Annotated in this window: 14 protein-coding genes; 12 read left to right on the top strand and 2 right to left on the bottom strand. The window is 65.1% G+C overall.

Translation table 11 applies throughout. From position 1 onward, the window contains the following. Positions 1 to 24 precede the first annotated feature (24 nt). From ACOABP_RS29045 to ACOABP_RS29100, 12 genes are all read left to right on the top strand, one after another. Positions 25 to 1,044 (top strand): ABC transporter permease, encoded by a 1,020-nt coding sequence (locus tag ACOABP_RS29045; protein ID WP_474231242.1) that lies wholly within the window; start codon positions 25 to 27, stop codon positions 1,042 to 1,044. A gap of 11 nt (positions 1,045 to 1,055) precedes the next feature. Then, positions 1,056 to 1,892, top strand: a complete 837-nt coding sequence (locus ACOABP_RS29050; protein WP_474231244.1) for an ABC transporter permease — start codon at positions 1,056 to 1,058, stop codon at positions 1,890 to 1,892. Between the two features lie 3 nt (positions 1,893 to 1,895). Then, positions 1,896 to 3,611: an ABC transporter ATP-binding protein gene (locus ACOABP_RS29055; RefSeq protein ID WP_474231246.1), complete on the top strand. Its 1,716-nt coding sequence runs from the start codon at positions 1,896 to 1,898 to the stop codon at positions 3,609 to 3,611. Between the two features lie 2 nt (positions 3,612 to 3,613). Further along, positions 3,614 to 4,915 carry a Zn-dependent hydrolase gene (locus ACOABP_RS29060; protein WP_474231395.1) on the top strand — a complete coding sequence of 434 codons (1,302 nt, stop codon included), beginning with the start codon at positions 3,614 to 3,616 and terminating at the stop codon, positions 4,913 to 4,915. Continuing rightward, positions 4,900 to 5,904, top strand: coding sequence for a hydroxyacid dehydrogenase (locus tag ACOABP_RS29065; RefSeq protein WP_474231247.1), 1,005 nt, complete (start codon positions 4,900 to 4,902; stop codon positions 5,902 to 5,904). The genes ACOABP_RS29060 and ACOABP_RS29065 overlap by 16 nt, the downstream gene beginning before the upstream one ends. Then, positions 5,901 to 6,698, top strand: a complete 798-nt coding sequence (gene hutG / locus ACOABP_RS29070) for an N-formylglutamate deformylase (protein WP_474231248.1) — start codon at positions 5,901 to 5,903, stop codon at positions 6,696 to 6,698. Before ACOABP_RS29065 ends, hutG begins: the two co-directional genes overlap by 4 nt. 111 nt (positions 6,699 to 6,809) lie before the next feature. Next, entirely contained in the window at positions 6,810 to 7,712 is a 903-nt protein-coding gene (locus tag ACOABP_RS29075) for a LysR substrate-binding domain-containing protein (RefSeq protein ID WP_474231249.1), read from the top strand. Positions 7,713 to 7,966: 254 nt separating this feature from the next. Further along, entirely contained in the window at positions 7,967 to 8,956 is a 990-nt protein-coding gene (locus ACOABP_RS29080) for an N-carbamoyl-D-amino-acid hydrolase (RefSeq protein ID WP_474231250.1), read from the top strand. 86 nt (positions 8,957 to 9,042) lie between these two features. Beyond that, entirely contained in the window at positions 9,043 to 10,056 is a 1,014-nt protein-coding gene (locus ACOABP_RS29085; protein ID WP_474231397.1) for a threonine ammonia-lyase, read from the top strand. Between the two features lie 77 nt (positions 10,057 to 10,133). Continuing rightward, the gene (locus tag ACOABP_RS29090; protein WP_474231252.1) at positions 10,134 to 11,120 is read left to right on the top strand and encodes a Bug family tripartite tricarboxylate transporter substrate binding protein; all 987 of its coding nucleotides are present in this window, start codon (positions 10,134 to 10,136) and stop codon (positions 11,118 to 11,120) included. A 5-nt stretch (positions 11,121 to 11,125) separates the two neighbouring features. Then, positions 11,126 to 12,580, top strand: a complete 1,455-nt coding sequence (locus tag ACOABP_RS29095; protein WP_474231253.1) for an N-acyl-D-amino-acid deacylase family protein — start codon at positions 11,126 to 11,128, stop codon at positions 12,578 to 12,580. 49 nt (positions 12,581 to 12,629) lie between these two features. Then, on the top strand, positions 12,630 to 13,046 hold the full coding sequence (locus ACOABP_RS29100) for a VOC family protein (RefSeq protein WP_474231255.1): 417 nt from the start codon (positions 12,630 to 12,632) through the stop codon (positions 13,044 to 13,046). Between the two features lie 11 nt (positions 13,047 to 13,057). Here ACOABP_RS29100 and ACOABP_RS29105 read toward each other — a convergent pair whose 3' ends face one another. Both ACOABP_RS29105 and ACOABP_RS29110 read right to left on the bottom strand, forming a co-directional pair. Further along, entirely contained in the window at positions 13,058 to 14,677 is a 1,620-nt protein-coding gene (locus ACOABP_RS29105; RefSeq protein WP_474231256.1) for an MFS transporter, read from the bottom strand. Continuing rightward, positions 14,670 to 15,896 (bottom strand): polysaccharide pyruvyl transferase family protein, encoded by a 1,227-nt coding sequence (locus ACOABP_RS29110; RefSeq protein WP_474231257.1) that lies wholly within the window; start codon positions 15,894 to 15,896, stop codon positions 14,670 to 14,672. Before ACOABP_RS29110 ends, ACOABP_RS29105 begins: the two co-directional genes overlap by 8 nt. Positions 15,897 to 15,925: the final 29 nt, after the last annotated feature.

Consider the following 15,925-nt stretch of genomic DNA (forward strand, 5'->3'; position numbering starts at 1 on the left):
TGCACCGCGCTGGTGGTGCATCGGATGTTCCAGTCTCAAGAAGGATCCGATCACGTGGAAAAGGCACTCTCCATCCTGATCGCCAGGCTAGGCAAGGCGTTGTTCGTCGTGCTTGGCGTGGTCATCATCAATTTCATGCTCGTGCGCATGGCGCCGGGCGATCCCGCTGCCGTGCTGGCCGGCGAGTCCGGCTCGTCCGACCCGGCCTATGTGGAAGAACTGCGCAAGGAGTTCGGACTCGACCAGCCGATGCCGGTCCAGCTAGGCCGCTATCTCTGGGGCGTGGCCCATCTCGATCTCGGGTACTCGTATCGGGAACGCCTGCCTGTACTCGACCTGATTCTCGACCGGCTGCCGGCCACACTGTTGCTGATGTCGTGTGCCTTCGTGTTCGCGCTCGGGTTTGGCGTGCTGTTTGGCGTGATCGCGTCACGCGCCCGCTATGCCGGGCGGCGGACCTGGCTCGACAGCGTATTGATGACCGGCTCGCTGCTGATTTACGCGACGCCACAGTTCTGGCTGGCATTGCTGGCAATCCTTTTCTTCTCGCTCCATCTTGGCTGGCTGCCGCCTTACGGCATGGAACAGGTGGGCGGAAATCTCTCGGGCTGGGCGCGCGTGAGTGATATCGCCCATCACCTGGTGCTGCCTACCGTGTCGCTGGGCTGCTTCTTCATGGCCGTCTACGCCCGCCTCACCCGCGCATCGATGCTCGAAGTGCTGGGCATGGACTTCATCAAGACCGCACGCGCCAAGGGCGTGCCGCTTGGCGAGACCATCCGCCGCCACGCCTTGCGCAACGCGTTGCTGCCAGTGGTGACGTTCGCTGGCATCCAGCTCGGCCAGATGGCCGGTGGCGCGGTGCTCACGGAGACCGTGTTCGGCTGGCCGGGTATCGGCCGTCTGATGTTCGACGCCCTGATCCAGCGCGATTATCAGTTGCTGCTTGGCGTGTTCCTGGTCACTTCGACGATGGTCGTCGTATTCAACCTGCTGACCGATCTGGTGTACCGCCTGATCGACCCACGTATCGGCCGGACCTGAGGAGCCGCAAGATGTCCTTCCTGAAACGCTTTGGCGCCAACCGTGGTGCCGCCATCGGCCTGGTGCTGCTGCTGGTGGTGATCCTGACAGCGGCACTGGCTTCCACATTCTATGAAGATCCCCCCTGGATGATGGTGGCGGATCCGTTGCTGGCACCGTTCCACGACAGCGCCTATCCGCTGGGCACCGACATGCTCGGACGGGACATCGCCGCCGGCATTGCCTATGGCGCGCGCGTATCCCTGATGATCGGTGTGATCTCGACGCTGGTAGCTGTGCTGATCGGCATCGTGGTCGGTGCACTGGCCGGCTACTACGGTGGCCGGATCGACGACGCACTGATGCGCGGCACCGAGTTCTTCCAGACCATTCCGCAGCTTGCAATGGCGCTGGTGCTGGTGGCGATCTTCAAACCGTCGTTGTATTCGATCGTGGGTGCCATCGCAATCGTATCGTGGCCGCCGGTGGCCCGGCTGGTGCGCTCCGAGTTCATGACGCTGAAGGAGCGGGAGTTCGTGCAGGCGGCCGTGGTGATCGGGCAGTCGCCGGCACGCATCATCTTCACGCAGATCCTGCCCAATGCGGCGTCGCCGGTGATCGTCACGGCGTCGCTCATGACTGCCACGGCCATCCTGACAGAGTCGGCGCTGTCGTTCCTGGGCCTGGGCGACCGCAACCTGATGAGTTGGGGCTTCATGATTGGCGCGGCGCGCACGATGCTGCGCGAGGCACCTTGGATGAGCTTGTGGCCGGGCGTAGCCATCATGCTGACAGTGCTCGCGATCAACCTGATTGGCGAGGGCCTCAACGATGCCCTGAACCCGCAACTGCGCAAACGAGGGAGCTGAACGATGAACGACCCCCGCAATCCCGCGCCCCATATGCCCCAGGCATCTGACAAGCCTGTCACGCCGCTGCTGTCCATTCGCAACCTCAGCATTGCGCTGCCGAAGGGCGGCGACCGGCCGTATGCCGTGCGCGATATCAACTTCGACATCGGCGCCGGAGAACTGGTCTGCATCGTTGGCGAATCGGGCTCCGGCAAGTCGATGAGCGCGAACGCCATCATGGGCCTGCTGCCTGGGTACCTGAAGCCTGAATCGGGACAGATCCTGTTCCAGGGGCGCGATCTGCTGACCCAGGATGAAGCGGCGCTACGCGGCATGCGCGGCAAGGACATGGCGATGATTTTCCAGGAGCCCTTGTCCGCCCTGAACCCGCTGCACCGTGTGGGGGACCAGATTGCCGAAGTGATGCGCGTGCATGACGCATTCGATCCGGCATCGCGCCGCGCCCGGGTGCTCGAACTGCTGGCGTTTGTCGGCCTGCCCGATCCGCCATCGCTGTACCACGCCTATCCATTTGCCCTGTCTGGCGGTCAGCGCCAGCGGGTGATGATCGCCATGGCCCTGGCGCTGGAGCCGGCATTCCTGATTGCCGACGAACCTACCACGGCGTTGGACGTCACCACCCAGGCGCAGATCCTGGCGCTGATTGCGCGCATCCAGAAGGAAAAAGGGATGGGCGTGATGTTCGTTACCCACGATTTTGGCGTGGTGGCCGAGATCGCCGATCGCGTGATCGTGATGGAAAAGGGCTGCATTGTCGAACAAGGGCCAGCGGAACAAGTGCTGAATCGTCCCGTACACCCTTACACGCGCCGGCTGATCGGCAGCGTGCCGTCGCACCGGCCAGGCGACGGTGCGGATGGGGCGGAATCCGAAGGCTACCCGGTACTGCGCGTCGAGGGCCTGCGCAAGACCTATACGACACCGGGCGGCCTTTTCCAGCGCAAGCGCGTGGTGGAAGCTGTCAAGGGCGTCAGCTTTGAAATCCGCGCAGGCGAGACGCTTGGCATCGTTGGGGAGTCGGGTTCCGGCAAGTCGACCATCGGCAAATGCCTGCTGAAGCTCACCACGAACGATGGCGGCATGATGGCTTTTGAAGGGCGGGACATCGCGCCGCTCAGTGAACAAGCCTTTCGTCCGCTGCGCCGTCACATCCAGATGATCTTCCAGGATCCGTTCGCATCGCTGAATCCGCGCCACACGGTGGGCAGGATTCTTTGCGACGGTCCCATGGCAAGCGGCGTGCCCCGGGCGCAGGCCGAAGCGAGGGCACGCGAATTGCTCAAGCTGGTGGAGCTGGAGCCCAGCGCCTTTGACCGCTATCCGAGTCAATTCTCGGGCGGGCAGCGTCAGCGGATCGGTATTGCGCGCGCCCTTGCCATGGAGCCGCGGCTGATCGTGGCCGACGAGTCGGTATCGGCGCTCGATGTTTCGGTACAGGCGCAGGTGCTCAAACTCCTCGCCGACGTGCAGAAGCGGCTCGGTATCGCCCTGATCTTTATTACGCATGACCTGCGCGTGGCGGCGCAGATCTGTGACAAGGTACTGGTGATGCACCGTGGCAGCGTGGTGGAGCAGGGCAGTCCCGCCGAGATCTTCGAAGCCCCGCGCGATGCGTACACGCGGCGGCTGATTGACGCGATGCCGGGCAAGGCGTGGGATCCACAGGCCGTGCGGATGTCGGACATGCCCACTACCGAAGTGGCGGAGGCGGTATGACGCTGCACGCGGAACCCGATCATGCACTGGCGGCCTTGCTGTTCGAGCAACTGGCAGCGCAAAGCCACGACGGGGTGGGCATTACCCGAGACAGTTACGGCGAGGGCGAGAACGCCGCGCACGCACTGTTCGGCGCCACTGCCGAGCGATACGGGCTGGAAGTCCGCCGCGACGCGGCCTGCAATCTGTATCTGACCCTGCCGGGCCGGGATCGCGCGGCGCCTGCGGTGATGACGGGATCGCACCTCGATTCCGTGCCACGTGGTGGCAACTTCGATGGCGCCGCTGGCGTGGTCGCCGGACTCGCCATCCTGGCGGGATGGCGCCGCGCCGGGATGGTGCCGGACCGTGACGTGACCGTCATGGGCATCCGCGCGGAGGAAAGCGCATGGTTTCCGGTGTCCTATGTCGGCAGCAAGGCGGCCTTCGGGCTGCTCGACGGTGCTGCGCTGGACCTGCGCCGCGCCGACACCAATCGCACGCTGGCCGACCATTTGCGGGCCGCTGGCGGAGACCCCGGTGCGGTGGCGGCCGGCGTGCCTGCCCTGACGGCAGCCGGCATCGACTGCTTTGTCGAGCTTCATATCGAGCAGGGTCCCGTGCTGGATGAAGGTGGCGACGTGCTCGGCGTGGTGACTGGCATCTGCGGCAGCCAACGCTACCGGCACGCGACTATTCGCGGTCAGTACGCGCACTCGGGTGCCACGCCACGCAGCCACCGGCGCGATGCCGTGGTGGCTGCGGCGGCATTGGTCACGGCATTGCAGGGTGCCTGGGCGGCGCTGGAGGGTTCGGGTCACGAACTGACCGTGACAGTCGGCCAATGCGCCACCGATGCGGCACAGGCCGATTTCAGCAAGGTGTCGGGACGTGTCGACTTCAGCATCGACATGCGTTCGCGAAGCCGGGCGACGCTCGATGCGATGGATGCCGCCGTCCAGTCCATCCGGAACGACATCATGCAGTCCTACCGGGTCGAGATTGACCTTGGCCCGGTCACGGCGAGCGCGGCGGGGATCATGGACCGCGCCTTGCAGGCCATGCTGGCCGCTGCGGCCGCCGATGCCGGCGTAGCCGCGCGGCCCATGCCCAGCGGTGCCGGTCACGATGCGGCACTGTTCGCCGGCCAAGGCGTGCCCGCCGCGATGCTGTTCGTGCGCAATGCGCACGGCAGCCATAACCCCGAGGAGTCGATGCGGCTCGACGATTTCGCGCAGGCGACGCGCGTGCTTGCCAGTGTGCTTGGCGCGCGGGCCGGTGTTTCCTTTTCCACTGTGACATTGAATTCATGCCAGTCTGTCTGATTACCCAGCCGATTCATCCCATCGGCGCCGAACGCATGCGTGCCGCCGGCATCGAGGTGCGCCACAGCACCGCTACGAACGAAGCCGAGCGCATTGCCGAAGTCCGCGAGATCGACGCGGTGATCGTCCGCGAAGGCCTGTCGGCCGCCGCCATCGATGCGGCGCCCCACCTGGCGGTCATCAGCAATCACGGTACGGGTACCGACAAGATCGCGGTCGCGCATGCCCACGCCTGTGGTATCCCCGTGGTGTCCACGCCGGGCGCCAACGTTCGCGCCGTAGCCGAACACACGATGATGCTGATGCTGGCCGTGGCACGCGGTGCGGTGTTGGCCGACGCGGCAACACGCCGGTCCGACTGGCAGCACCGCTATACCGTGCCGACGCATTCGCTGTCCGGCAAGACGCTGGGGATTGTCGGCTTTGGCCGCACGGGTCAGATCGTGGCGCAGATGGCGCGCGCTGGCTTCGGCATGCAGGTGATCGTTTGGTCGCCGCGTGTGGACGAGAGCGAAGTGGTGGCACAAGGCGCCCGGCGCGTCGACACCTTGCAGGCGCTGCTGGCGATGTCGGATGTCGTGTCGCTGCATCGTCCGTTGCGGCCCGATACGCGCCATACCATCGACGCCGCTGCCCTGGCGGCGATGAAGCCAGGGGCCATCCTGCTCAATACTTCGCGCGGCGGCCTGATCGACGAACCAGCACTGGTCGATGCCTTGCGTGCCGGCAAACTGTTTGGCGCCGGGCTCGATGTCTTCGAACGCGAGCCGTTGCCCGTGGCATCGCCGCTGGCAGCGTTGCCAAATGTCGTTCTGAGCCCGCATCAGGCGGGCTCGACGCAGGAAGCCCTGGCAGACACCGCCAGCCAATGTGCCGCGCAGATCATCGACGCGCTTGCCGGCCGCCCGCCCGAAAATATGCTGGATCCATCGGTCTGGTCGCGCCGGCGGCACGGCGCGGTGGACCGCGCGATGGAGGTACAGGCATGAGCGCGCCGATCTGCAAGGTGACCCAGGGCAGCATTCCGCTCGTCATCTCGATCCCGCACGGTGGCGAACTGCTGCCCGACTGGCTGGTGCCACGGCTCACCCCCGTGGCCCGTGAGCGCGCCGACACCGATTGGCATATGCGCCGGCTATATGCCTTTGCGGCCGAACAGGGGGCGTCGGTGGTCGAGGCCAACTATTCGCGCTATGTCATCGACGTCAATCGGCCGGGCGACGGCAGCAGCCTGTATCCGGGCCAGACCACGACCACCCTCTGTCCGGTGGAGACGTTCCGCGGCGATCCGTTGTATCTGCTGGCCGATGGTCTGTCGGCCGAGGAGATTGAACAGCGCAAACGCGAATACTGGCAGCCCTATCACGATGCGCTCGCAGCCGAGATTGCCCGCCTGCGCGATCAGCATGCCCATGTGCTGGTCTGGGAAGCGCATTCGATCGCCGGCGTGCTGCCGCGGCTGTTTGACGGGAAACTGCCCGAGTTGAACATCGGCACCAACAGCGGCGTCAGCTGCGCGCCTACGATGCGCGATGCGGTGATCGGGGCGGCCGCAGACAGCCCGTTCACGTGGGTGGTTGACGGTCGTTTCAAGGGCGGGCATATCACCCGTCACTACGGTCAGCCTGCGCAGGGCGTGCATACCATCCAGCTGGAAATGGTGCAGGCCGTCTACATGGACGAGCGGGCCCCGTTCCCGTATCTGCCGGACGCGGCGGCGCGCGTGCAACCGGTATTGCGGAACATGCTGGACGGCGCGCTGGCGGCCATGGCCGCCCTGTAGGGGTTGACAAGCGGTGGCGTGGATCTTGCGTCCGCTGAAGGCTTCCGAGCCGTAAGCTTGCCTCCACGTTCGCCCCCCATGCCACCTTCCCCACCGCCGAGCCGGCAACCCGTGACGCCGCTCAATCTGCGTCAGATCGAGGTGTTCCACGCCATCATGGTGGCCGGCTCGCTTAGCGAAGCCGGCCGCATGCTGTGCGTGTCGCAGCCAGCCATCAGCCGAGTGCTGGCGACCATCGAGGCGCGCATGCGCTTTGCGCTGTTCGATCGCGAGCGCGGTCGGCTGCATCCGACGCCCGAAGCGCATCGCTTGTTTGCCGAAGTGCGGCCGATCCTGGATGGCGTGAGCCGATTCAATGCGGTGGCTGCCAGCCTGGCCGAACACGGGGATGGCAAGCTGTCGATCGTGTCGAGCCCCAGCTACAGCGAATGGCTGATGCCGCGCGCCATCCAGCGCTTTCGGCATCGGCATCCATCTGTCCGTGTTCACTACCGACCGTTGCCGTTCGATGCGCTGCTGCCCTATGTGGCACAGGGACATGCAGATCTCTGCATTGCGTCGATGGCGCCGCCGGATGGCTCGGAGTTGCGGGCGCGTGTGATTGGCGAAGGCAACATCATGTGCGCGCTGCCGCGCGGCCACGCTTTGGCCGAATCCGACGAGCTGACGGTGGACGATCTCCGAGGTTCGACGTTTATCGGCTACGGCGGTGACACCCCGTTTGGGAGGCTGTCCGCCCAGTTCCTGACCTCGGAGCGCGGCACGCTCGCCCCCGATATCGAGATCCGCTCCACACCCGAGGCCATGGCACTGGTGCGTGAAGGCGTGGGCGTGGCCCTGATGGAGTCGTTCGGCTATACCCCGGACGGCGCTGGTGACATCGTGCTCAAGCCGATTCGACCCGCGCTGGCTCACAAGATCTACCTGGTCCACGCGCGGCAGCAGGCCATGTCCACGCTGGCGAAGGGTTTTGTCGCGACACTGACCCATCTGCTGGAACGGCAGCCGACGTGAGTGTGGCGGCGTCGCGACGCGCGTGGCCGGCACGGCATCAATGTTTGTCTGGAGACCATAACGTGCGGTTATGGACTGCACGCCGCCGGGACGCCCAGCGCGCTCCACTTTCCCTTGCAAATCAACGGTATGACGCGCTGGATTTGCGTTGGGGATCGGCTGCGCGGCGCGCGGGTTGTCCGCTTCTGGCACGGCAGCATGCTGCCTACACTGACCTTGCCTTCAACGCCTGATGCTCCAAGCATTCCCGATTCATGACCAGACTCATCACCGTAGCCGCCGCCCAACTCGGCCCGATCCAGAAACATGAAGGCCGCGATGTCGCGGTTGGCCGCATGGTGCGGTTGCTCGAACGCGCGCACCAGCGTGGGGCGCAGGTTGTCGTGTTCCCCGAACTGGCGCTGACCACCTTCTTCCCGCGCTGGTATCACGAAGACCTGAATGAAGCCGACGGCTGGTACGAAACCGAACTGCCGTCGCCGGCCACGCAGCCGCTGTTCGATGCGATCCGGCGCTACGCGCTCACCGTCTACCTGGGCTATGCCGAGATTGCGTTCGAGCCGGACGAGACGGGCGTGGTGCGCAAGCGCCGGTTCAATACATCGGTGGTCATCGCCCCTTCCGGCGAGATCGTACTCAAGTACCGCAAGGTCCATCTGCCGGGCCATGCCGAGTACGCGGCGCACCGCAAGGTGCAACACCTGGAGAAGCGCTATTTCGAGATCGGCAACCTCGGTTTCCCGGTCAAGCGTGCGCCAATTGGCGACGCCGCCGTGAATCTGGGGATGATGATCTGCAACGATCGCCGCTGGCCGGAGTCCTGGCGCGTGCTCGGCCTGCAGCAAGTCGAACTGGTCATGCTGGGCTACAACACGCCCAGCATGAACCAGGAGAACCGTGGGTTCGAGGCTCATCATCTGCGCGTGTTCCACTCGCAACTCTCGATCCAGGCCGGCTGCTACCAGAACGCAACATTCGCGGTGGCGGTTGCCAAGGCCGGGACCGAGGATGGTCACGAAATGTTCGGCCATTCGATCATCGTCAACCCGCAAGGCGAGATCATGGCGCAAGCCACCACGTGGGACGACGAACTGGTGGTGGCTGACTGCAACCTCGACCTTTGCGAACTGGGCCGTTCCACGGTTTTCAACTTCGGACTCCATCGTCGCGTGGAAGCCTATGGGCGGATCACCGCACAGACCGCCAGTGAGGCGCCGCAGGTCTGGACGCCCGCGTCGGCTTGAAGGGGCGGGCCATGCAGATGATCGAAGCCAACAAAGCGAAGGAAGTGAAGCCCAGGCCGGCGCTGCCGACCGAAATCCACCACGAAATGCTGGGCGCGATGCGCGTGCCGGTGTTTGCCGACGTGGAACGCGCGGCCCAGGCGCTGGCGCCGCATATTGTCAGGACGCCGCTGTTGCGCAGCGCCCGGCTCGACGCGCTGGCTGGCGCGCCGGTCTGGATCAAGCCCGAGTGCCTGCAGGTCACCGGGTCGTTCAAGGTGCGCGGTGCGCTCAATGCATTGCTGGCGATGGACGAAGCCACTCGCGCGCGTGGCGTCGTTGCCTATTCCACGGGCAATCACGGCCAGGCCATCGCGTGGGCCGCAAGGCAACTCGGCGTGGACGCCACCATCGTGATGCCGGTCGACGCGCCGCGCAACAAGGTGGAACGGGCGCTGGCGCAGGGTGCGCACGTGGTGCATTACGACCGCCGCCACGAAAGCCGCGAGATCATCGGCATGCGACTGCTGGCCGAAACCGGCGGCACGCTTGTGCCGCCCGGCGACCATCCCGACGTACTGGCGGCGCAAGGCACCTTGGCGCTGGAGGCCCTGCAAGACCTGCCGCAGGCGGCGCGCGAGAACCTTGGCACGTTTGCCGCGCCGTGTGGGGGCGGCGGCATGCTGGCCGGCTGCGGACTGGCGATCGAAGCGTTGAGTGCAGCCACAAGGCTTGTTGCGGCAGAGCCGGCCGCGTTCGACGACACCGTGCGTTCGTTGCGCAGCGGTCAGCGTGAGACCAATGCTCCGGGGTCGACGTCGCTTTGCGACGCGCTGCAGGCGGTCACGCCGGCCGAACTGCCATTCTCGATCAATGGCCGCTACCTCGACGCCGCCGTGTCGGTCAGCGATGACGAGGTGATTGCTGCCATCCGTTTCGCGCTCGAAGAGTTGCGGCTACTCGTGGAGCCGGGTGGTGCCGTAGCGCTTGCGGCGCTGCTGGCGGGCCGGATCGACCTGGCCGGGCGTGATGCCGTGTTCGTGCTATCTGGCGGCAACATCGACCTGCCGCTCCTACAAACGATGCTGCAGCCCACTGCAGCCGCCCCGCACGGGACTTGAGACGACCGTGCCCATGCCGGCGCGCGTATCAGGCGTGCCGGATTACTGCCATCCCCCGCTGATTCAGGAATTTCGCCATGTCTCTCAAGTTCACCCCGTTGCGCGCGTTGGCGCGCGTGGCCCTGGTGGCCGCCTCGGTGCTGCTCTCCACCCAGGCATTTGCGGCCTATCCGGACCGCCCGATCACATTGATCGTGCCATTCAATGCCGGGACTACGCCGGATATCGTTTCGCGGTTGCTGGCCGATGCGGTGGGCCGCGACATCGGCCAGCAGATCGTGGTCATGAACCGCGTGGGTGCGTCCGGCATCATCGGCACGCAAGCCATTGTCAATGCGCCTGCCGATGGCTATACGATCGGCTTTGCCAATGTGGCCACGCTGGCGATCAACCAGTCTCTCTACAAGAAGCTGCCATATGACGCCGACAAGCAACTTGCGCCTGTGGCCTTGACCGGCTTCGTGCAGAATGTGCTTGCCGTGCGCAAGGACCTCGGCGTGAAGACCGTGGCCGAACTGGTGACCAAGGCCAAGGCAGCGCCCGGCAAGCTGGCCGTGGCCTCCGGTGGCAACGGGACTACCGGACACCTGAGCGCCGAGATGTTCAAGTCGATGGCAGGCGTGCAGATCACGCACGTCCCGTACAAGGGCGGGCCGGAGGCCGATCTGGCCGTGCTGCGCGGCGAGGTGGATCTGGTGTTCGAGAACATCACGTCGATTTCGCCGTACCTGAAGAATGGCAGCGTCGTGCCGCTGGCGGTGACGGGCAAGCAGCGCGACAGCCGCCTGCCGCAACTGCCGACGATGGCCGAGAGCGGGCTCAAGGATTATCAGGCTGTGGCGTGGACCGGCTACGTGGCGCCCGCCGCAACCGATCCGCAGATCCTGGACCTGCTGAACCGTGCGTTCAACAAGGCGGCCAACTCCGATGCCATCAAGGCACGCCTGGCGGACATGGCCTACGAGGTCACCACCGGACCGCGCAGTGCGCTGTTCGACCTGGCCCGCAAGGAGCGTCCGATCTGGGCAGGGGTGATCCGCACCTCGGGTGCCACGCTGGATTGATGTTCATGGCCGATTTCGACGTAGTGCTGCGCGGCGGGACGGTGATCGATGGTACCGGGACGCCACGTTTCGATGCCGATGTCGCCATCGAAGGTCGACGGATTGCGGCGATCGGTGACTTGTCAGGTGCGCGCGGGCAATACGAACTCGACGTGCGGGACCACATCGTGGCGCCTGGTTTCATCGACGCGCATACGCACGACGACCGATACCTGATGCAAGACCCGCTGATGCCCGCCAAGCTGAGCCAGGGGGTGACGACGGTTGTCACCGGCAATTGCGGCATCAGCCTGGCGCCATGGTGCGCGTCGCCGGGACAGTCCGTGCCACCGCCGCTGGATCTGCTCGGCGACGACCCGTCGGTGTTCCGTTATACCGTCTTCGGGGACTACCTCGATGCGCTGGAGCGTGCGGCGCCGGCTGTCAATGCGGCCTGTCTGGTCGGGCATACCACCTTGCGTGTGGCCGTGATGGATCGGCTGGACCGCGCGGCGACCGCCACCGAGGTCGCTGCCATGCAGGCGCTGTTGCGCGATGCGATGAGCAGCGGCGCTTGCGGCATGTCGACCGGGGCCGCCTATCCGGCGGCCGCGTCGGCGCCGACCGATGAGATGGCGCAGGTCGCCACCGCGCTCCGGGGCTTTCGTGGCGTACATGCCAGTCACATCCGTGACGAAGGCGATCGCGTGTGCGAGGCCATTGATGAAGCTGTCGCCATCGGCGTGGCGGGCGATGCCGGGACCGTGGTATCGCATCACAAGCTGATCGGCCCAAAGAACCATGGGCGTTCGGAGGAAACGCTCGGCCACTTCACACAGGCGATGCGCCATCGTTGCGTGGGACTGGACTGCTATCCATACCAGGCCGGTTCCACGATCCTGCGCAAGGATCGTCTGGCGGTGTCGAGCCGCGTCATCGTCACGCGCTCGCAGCCGCATCCCGAGTATGCCGGACAGGATCTGGACGTGATTGCGCGCCAGATGGGCCTGTCACCCGAGGCGGCCGTGGACGCGTTGCAGCCGGCGGGCGCGATCTACTTTCTGATGGACGAGGCCGACGTCCGGCGCATCCTCGCATTCCCGCAGACGATGATCGGCTCCGACGGACTCCCTCACGATCCCGTGCCGCATCCTCGGCTGTGGGGAACATTTCCGCGCGTGCTGGGGCACTACAGCCGCGATGTGGGGCTGTTCCCGCTGGAGACGGCCGTCCACAAGATGAGTGGCCTGACGGCGCAGCACTTCGGCCTGACTGGTCGCGGCATTCTGGCCGAGGGTAACTTTGCTGACATCACGGTCTTCGACGCTGCGCGGATCGTCGATACAGCCACGTTTGAAAAACCGGTGGCGCAAGCCGCGGGTATTACCTATGTGTTCGTCAATGGAGAGATGGCATGGCGCGATGGGACGGCAACCGGCTCGCGTGCCGGTTCCGTCATCCGGCACGGACTTCGCGCATAATTTCCTCTATCCGCCATCTGGCTCCGCTAACCCAGCAACCTCAATCCTTATGACGCAGTCCGTTTTTCACCTGGCCTTCAATATCACCGACCTTGACGAGGCGCGCCGTTTCTACGGCGATGTACTGGGGTGCAAGGAAGGCCGTAGTACAGAAACCTGGGTCGATTTCGACTTCTTTGGTCACCAGATCTCGCTGCACCTCGGCAAACCGTTCGAGACGGCGCGCACCGGGCGAGTGGGCAATGCACTGGTGCCGATGCCGCATTTCGGCATCATCCTGTTGCTCCCGGAGTGGCGTACGCTGGCAGATCGTCTGACGGCAGCCGGCACGGACTTCGTACTGAAGCCGCAGGTCCGATTCGAAGGCGAGCCCGGAGAACAGTGGACGATGTTCTTCATGGACCCGTTTGGAAATCCGATCGAAGTCAAGGGATTCAAGACCTGGGAGGCGGTGTACGCGCACTAGTGCGCAGCCCGTTACCTGTGTGGGCGGATGGTTGCTGCTGCAAGGCCCGCCCCCGCAAATGCGCAAAAGGCGCAGACCAGTGCGACTGCGTGCAGCGCGTAAGCAATGGCTTCAGCCTCGGCCCGTGCGACCGGTTGCGGCTGCGGCGACGGGCTGCGGGTAGCACCGGCTGGCGCGAGGGGGGCGAACGACCCTCCTGTGCCGCGTGCTTCCCTGGGAACCTGTAGCGCGTCGAGGCGTGCCGACAGCGCCGCCTGGTGCGACCACACGAACACAATACCTAGCACCGCAATGGCCAACAGGCCTGCGACGCGTGCCACTGCGTTGTTGATCCCGGATGCCGCGCCGACATGCATGCGTGGCACCGCTCCCATCACGGTTGCCGTGAGAGGGGAAACTGTGATCGTCATGCCGATGCCGAGCACGACCAGCGCGGGGAAGAACGCGATCCAATAGTCTCCACCCAGGAATGGAAGCGCCAGCATCGCGAAGCCAATGCCGGCTACGAAAGGGCCGGCGCTCAACAGGACTCGCGCACCGAACCGGTTCGTCAGGCCACCAGTGAAGCGAGAGAACAAGCCAATGATGACCGGTACCGGCAGCAGCGCTGCGCCGGCCTCTGTCGCCGTATAGGCATGCGCACGTATGAGCGTGAACGGCAGGAAGAACAGAGCGCCGCCCAGACCGAAGTAGAGTAGCAACGTGACGAGGTTGGCGCCAACGAAGTCCCGCGAGCGAAAGACGTCCAGCGGCATCATGGGGTGGCGGCTGTTCGCTTCGATGTTCAAGAATGCGGCCAGCACCAGCACGCCGGCGCCTGTCATGCTCAGCACGCGCCAATCCGCGAGACCGCGTGCTGAAGCCTCGGTCAGGCCATAGGCCAGGGCACCGAGACCTGCTGTAGCGGTGAGTGCCCCGGGCCAGTCGAGCCCGTGCGGCGCATCGATCTTGTGGCTGTTCGGCACGGACGCTGTCGCCAGCGCGATGGTTGCCACCGCAAGAGGCACGTTCAGGAAGAATATCGCGCGCCACGACAACGCATCGACAAGCCAGCCACCCGCCACCGGGCCCACCGCAGACGTGATTGCCCCGAAGGCGGACCATGTGCCGATTGCCCGTCCGCGTGCTTCGCCTTCGTATATGGCACCTATGATCGCAAGGCTGCTGGGTACGAAGAGCGCCGCGCCAATGCCCTGCCAGACGCGCGCTGCGATCAGCCAGCCTGCATTTGGCGCGAGTCCGCAAGCGATGGAGGCGAGGGTGAAGATACCAATGCCCGAGATGAAGACCGTGCGGCGGCCGAGCGTGTCGCCCATCGAGCCACCGACCAGCACGAGTGACCCGAGGAAGAGCAGATAGGCGTTGACGATCCACTGCATCTCGGCAATGCTCGCGCCGAGTTCGCGCTGGATGGTGGGTAGCGCGACATTGACGACGGAGCCGTCGATGAACGCCATGCTCGAGCCGAGGATAGTGGCTGTGAGCGCCAGACGCTTGCGCCGGCACGGGCGGTCAATCGCGGTGGGCTGCGTGCGGATGACCAGTTCGTCGCACGGGCTTGCCTGTGCAGCCATCAGACGAGCAGTTTTTGCGGATGCAAGGTCGCTATCGAGTAAATCCGGGTTAGCCACGTTCGCTCCCACAGGCTGCTATCGGTCCAGGGGCTGGCGCCAAGTCTGCCCGGCAGGCATCGACGAGCCGCCTGGCCAGATTTTCACGTTCGGCGGCGTCGGTTGCCATGGCCTGCTGCATCCCTTCAGCCAACGCTTCTATCGTGACGACGGCGGGCAGTTCTGCCGTGCGCCAGGTCGACCAGAAGGCGGCTTGCTTGGAATTCTGCGGTAGTTGCCCCGGCCGCAGTAGTCCCAGGCAGGGGAGGGCATAGGCGGCGGCGACAATGCTGCCGTGCAGGCTGCTGCCAACAAAGCCGCGACTACGGGCGATGACCGCACAGATGTCCCACAGGTTCAGCGAAGTAAACACCGTCACGGTCGCGCCGGTCCCCATCGCGACTAGCCTGCGGTAGCACGACAGATCGTCGTGCCACGGCGCCGCCCCGGCCCGGAAGAGCACCACGCCGAGGCCGGTGGACCGTGTGATGCGCTGGGTCTCCGATGCCAGTAGCGTGAGTGTCCGGTCGTCACCGAAATCTGCGGCGAACTGCATCGCGAGATAGCCATCCGGAAATCCGGACAGCAGCGCGGCCAGTTTGCCGCGATGGCATCGAGCGTCAATCCGCGCACCGAACAGCTCGGCGACCATCACGGCCGGGTCTGGGGCCAGATGACATGCCAGGCCCCAAGCGGACAATGTCGTGCGCGTCTTTTGGTCTCGGACACCGATGCGCGTGGCGGATCCGAGCTTCGCGACGACTTCGTCGCGCATCGCCGGATCGCTGCGGTCGAGATCGAAGCCGCCCACGGCCTGGTAGGTGATATGCCTGAGATTGGGAAACAGCTGCTCGGGCAGCAGATAGGGCGCCAGATCGGTGAGCCCCAGCATCGTCTGTGCCCAGGCCATCCGCGCTTGCGGGTGTGCATCGAGCTGGGTGACGACCGATCGCGCCGGTTCGGTCGGCAGAAGCATCACAGCCGCCTCCCATGTACTGCAGGTCAGGATTTCGCCGCCCACGTGGACGATATCGACAACGCCGTCGCCTACGGTTGAGGCAAGGCGTGTGATGGCCTCCACCCGATGGCCACCATGGCCGCGCATGTCGCATTGGACCAGGCCGGCATACATCAGCCGGCGGGGTGCGAGCATACGGGCCATTACGTGTGGCAGCAGGAGGTCGCCAAAGTTGTGGCGATCGAAGGCCCCAAACAGAATGGTGGGGCAGTCGACGGGCATTGGGATGCTATGAACGATCGGTATCCCTA

The sequence above is a fragment of the Cupriavidus sp. HE11 genome (assembly GCF_056097175.1).

What these genes read in the sequence shown, in the direction of transcription:
- ACOABP_RS29050 (WP_474231244.1), top strand. Translation starts at nt 1,056, where the DNA reads ATGTCCTTCCTGAAACGCTTTGGCGCCAACCGTGGTGCCGCCATCGGC.
- ACOABP_RS29055 (WP_474231246.1), top strand. Translation starts at nt 1,896, where the DNA reads ATGAACGACCCCCGCAATCCCGCGCCCCATATGCCCCAGGCATCTGAC.
- ACOABP_RS29085 (WP_474231397.1), top strand. Translation starts at nt 9,043, where the DNA reads ATGCTGGGCGCGATGCGCGTGCCGGTGTTTGCCGACGTGGAACGCGCG.
- ACOABP_RS29065 (WP_474231247.1), top strand. Translation starts at nt 4,900, where the DNA reads ATGCCAGTCTGTCTGATTACCCAGCCGATTCATCCCATCGGCGCCGAA.
- hutG (WP_474231248.1), top strand. Translation starts at nt 5,901, where the DNA reads ATGAGCGCGCCGATCTGCAAGGTGACCCAGGGCAGCATTCCGCTCGTC.
- ACOABP_RS29090 (WP_474231252.1), top strand. Translation starts at nt 10,134, where the DNA reads ATGTCTCTCAAGTTCACCCCGTTGCGCGCGTTGGCGCGCGTGGCCCTG.
- ACOABP_RS29110 (WP_474231257.1), bottom strand. Translation starts at nt 15,896, where the DNA reads ATGCCCGTCGACTGCCCCACCATTCTGTTTGGGGCCTTCGATCGCCAC.
- ACOABP_RS29080 (WP_474231250.1), top strand. Translation starts at nt 7,967, where the DNA reads ATGACCAGACTCATCACCGTAGCCGCCGCCCAACTCGGCCCGATCCAG.
- ACOABP_RS29095 (WP_474231253.1), top strand. Translation starts at nt 11,126, where the DNA reads ATGGCCGATTTCGACGTAGTGCTGCGCGGCGGGACGGTGATCGATGGT.
- ACOABP_RS29045 (WP_474231242.1), top strand. Translation starts at nt 25, where the DNA reads ATGTTCCAGTCTCAAGAAGGATCCGATCACGTGGAAAAGGCACTCTCC.
- ACOABP_RS29100 (WP_474231255.1), top strand. Translation starts at nt 12,630, where the DNA reads ATGACGCAGTCCGTTTTTCACCTGGCCTTCAATATCACCGACCTTGAC.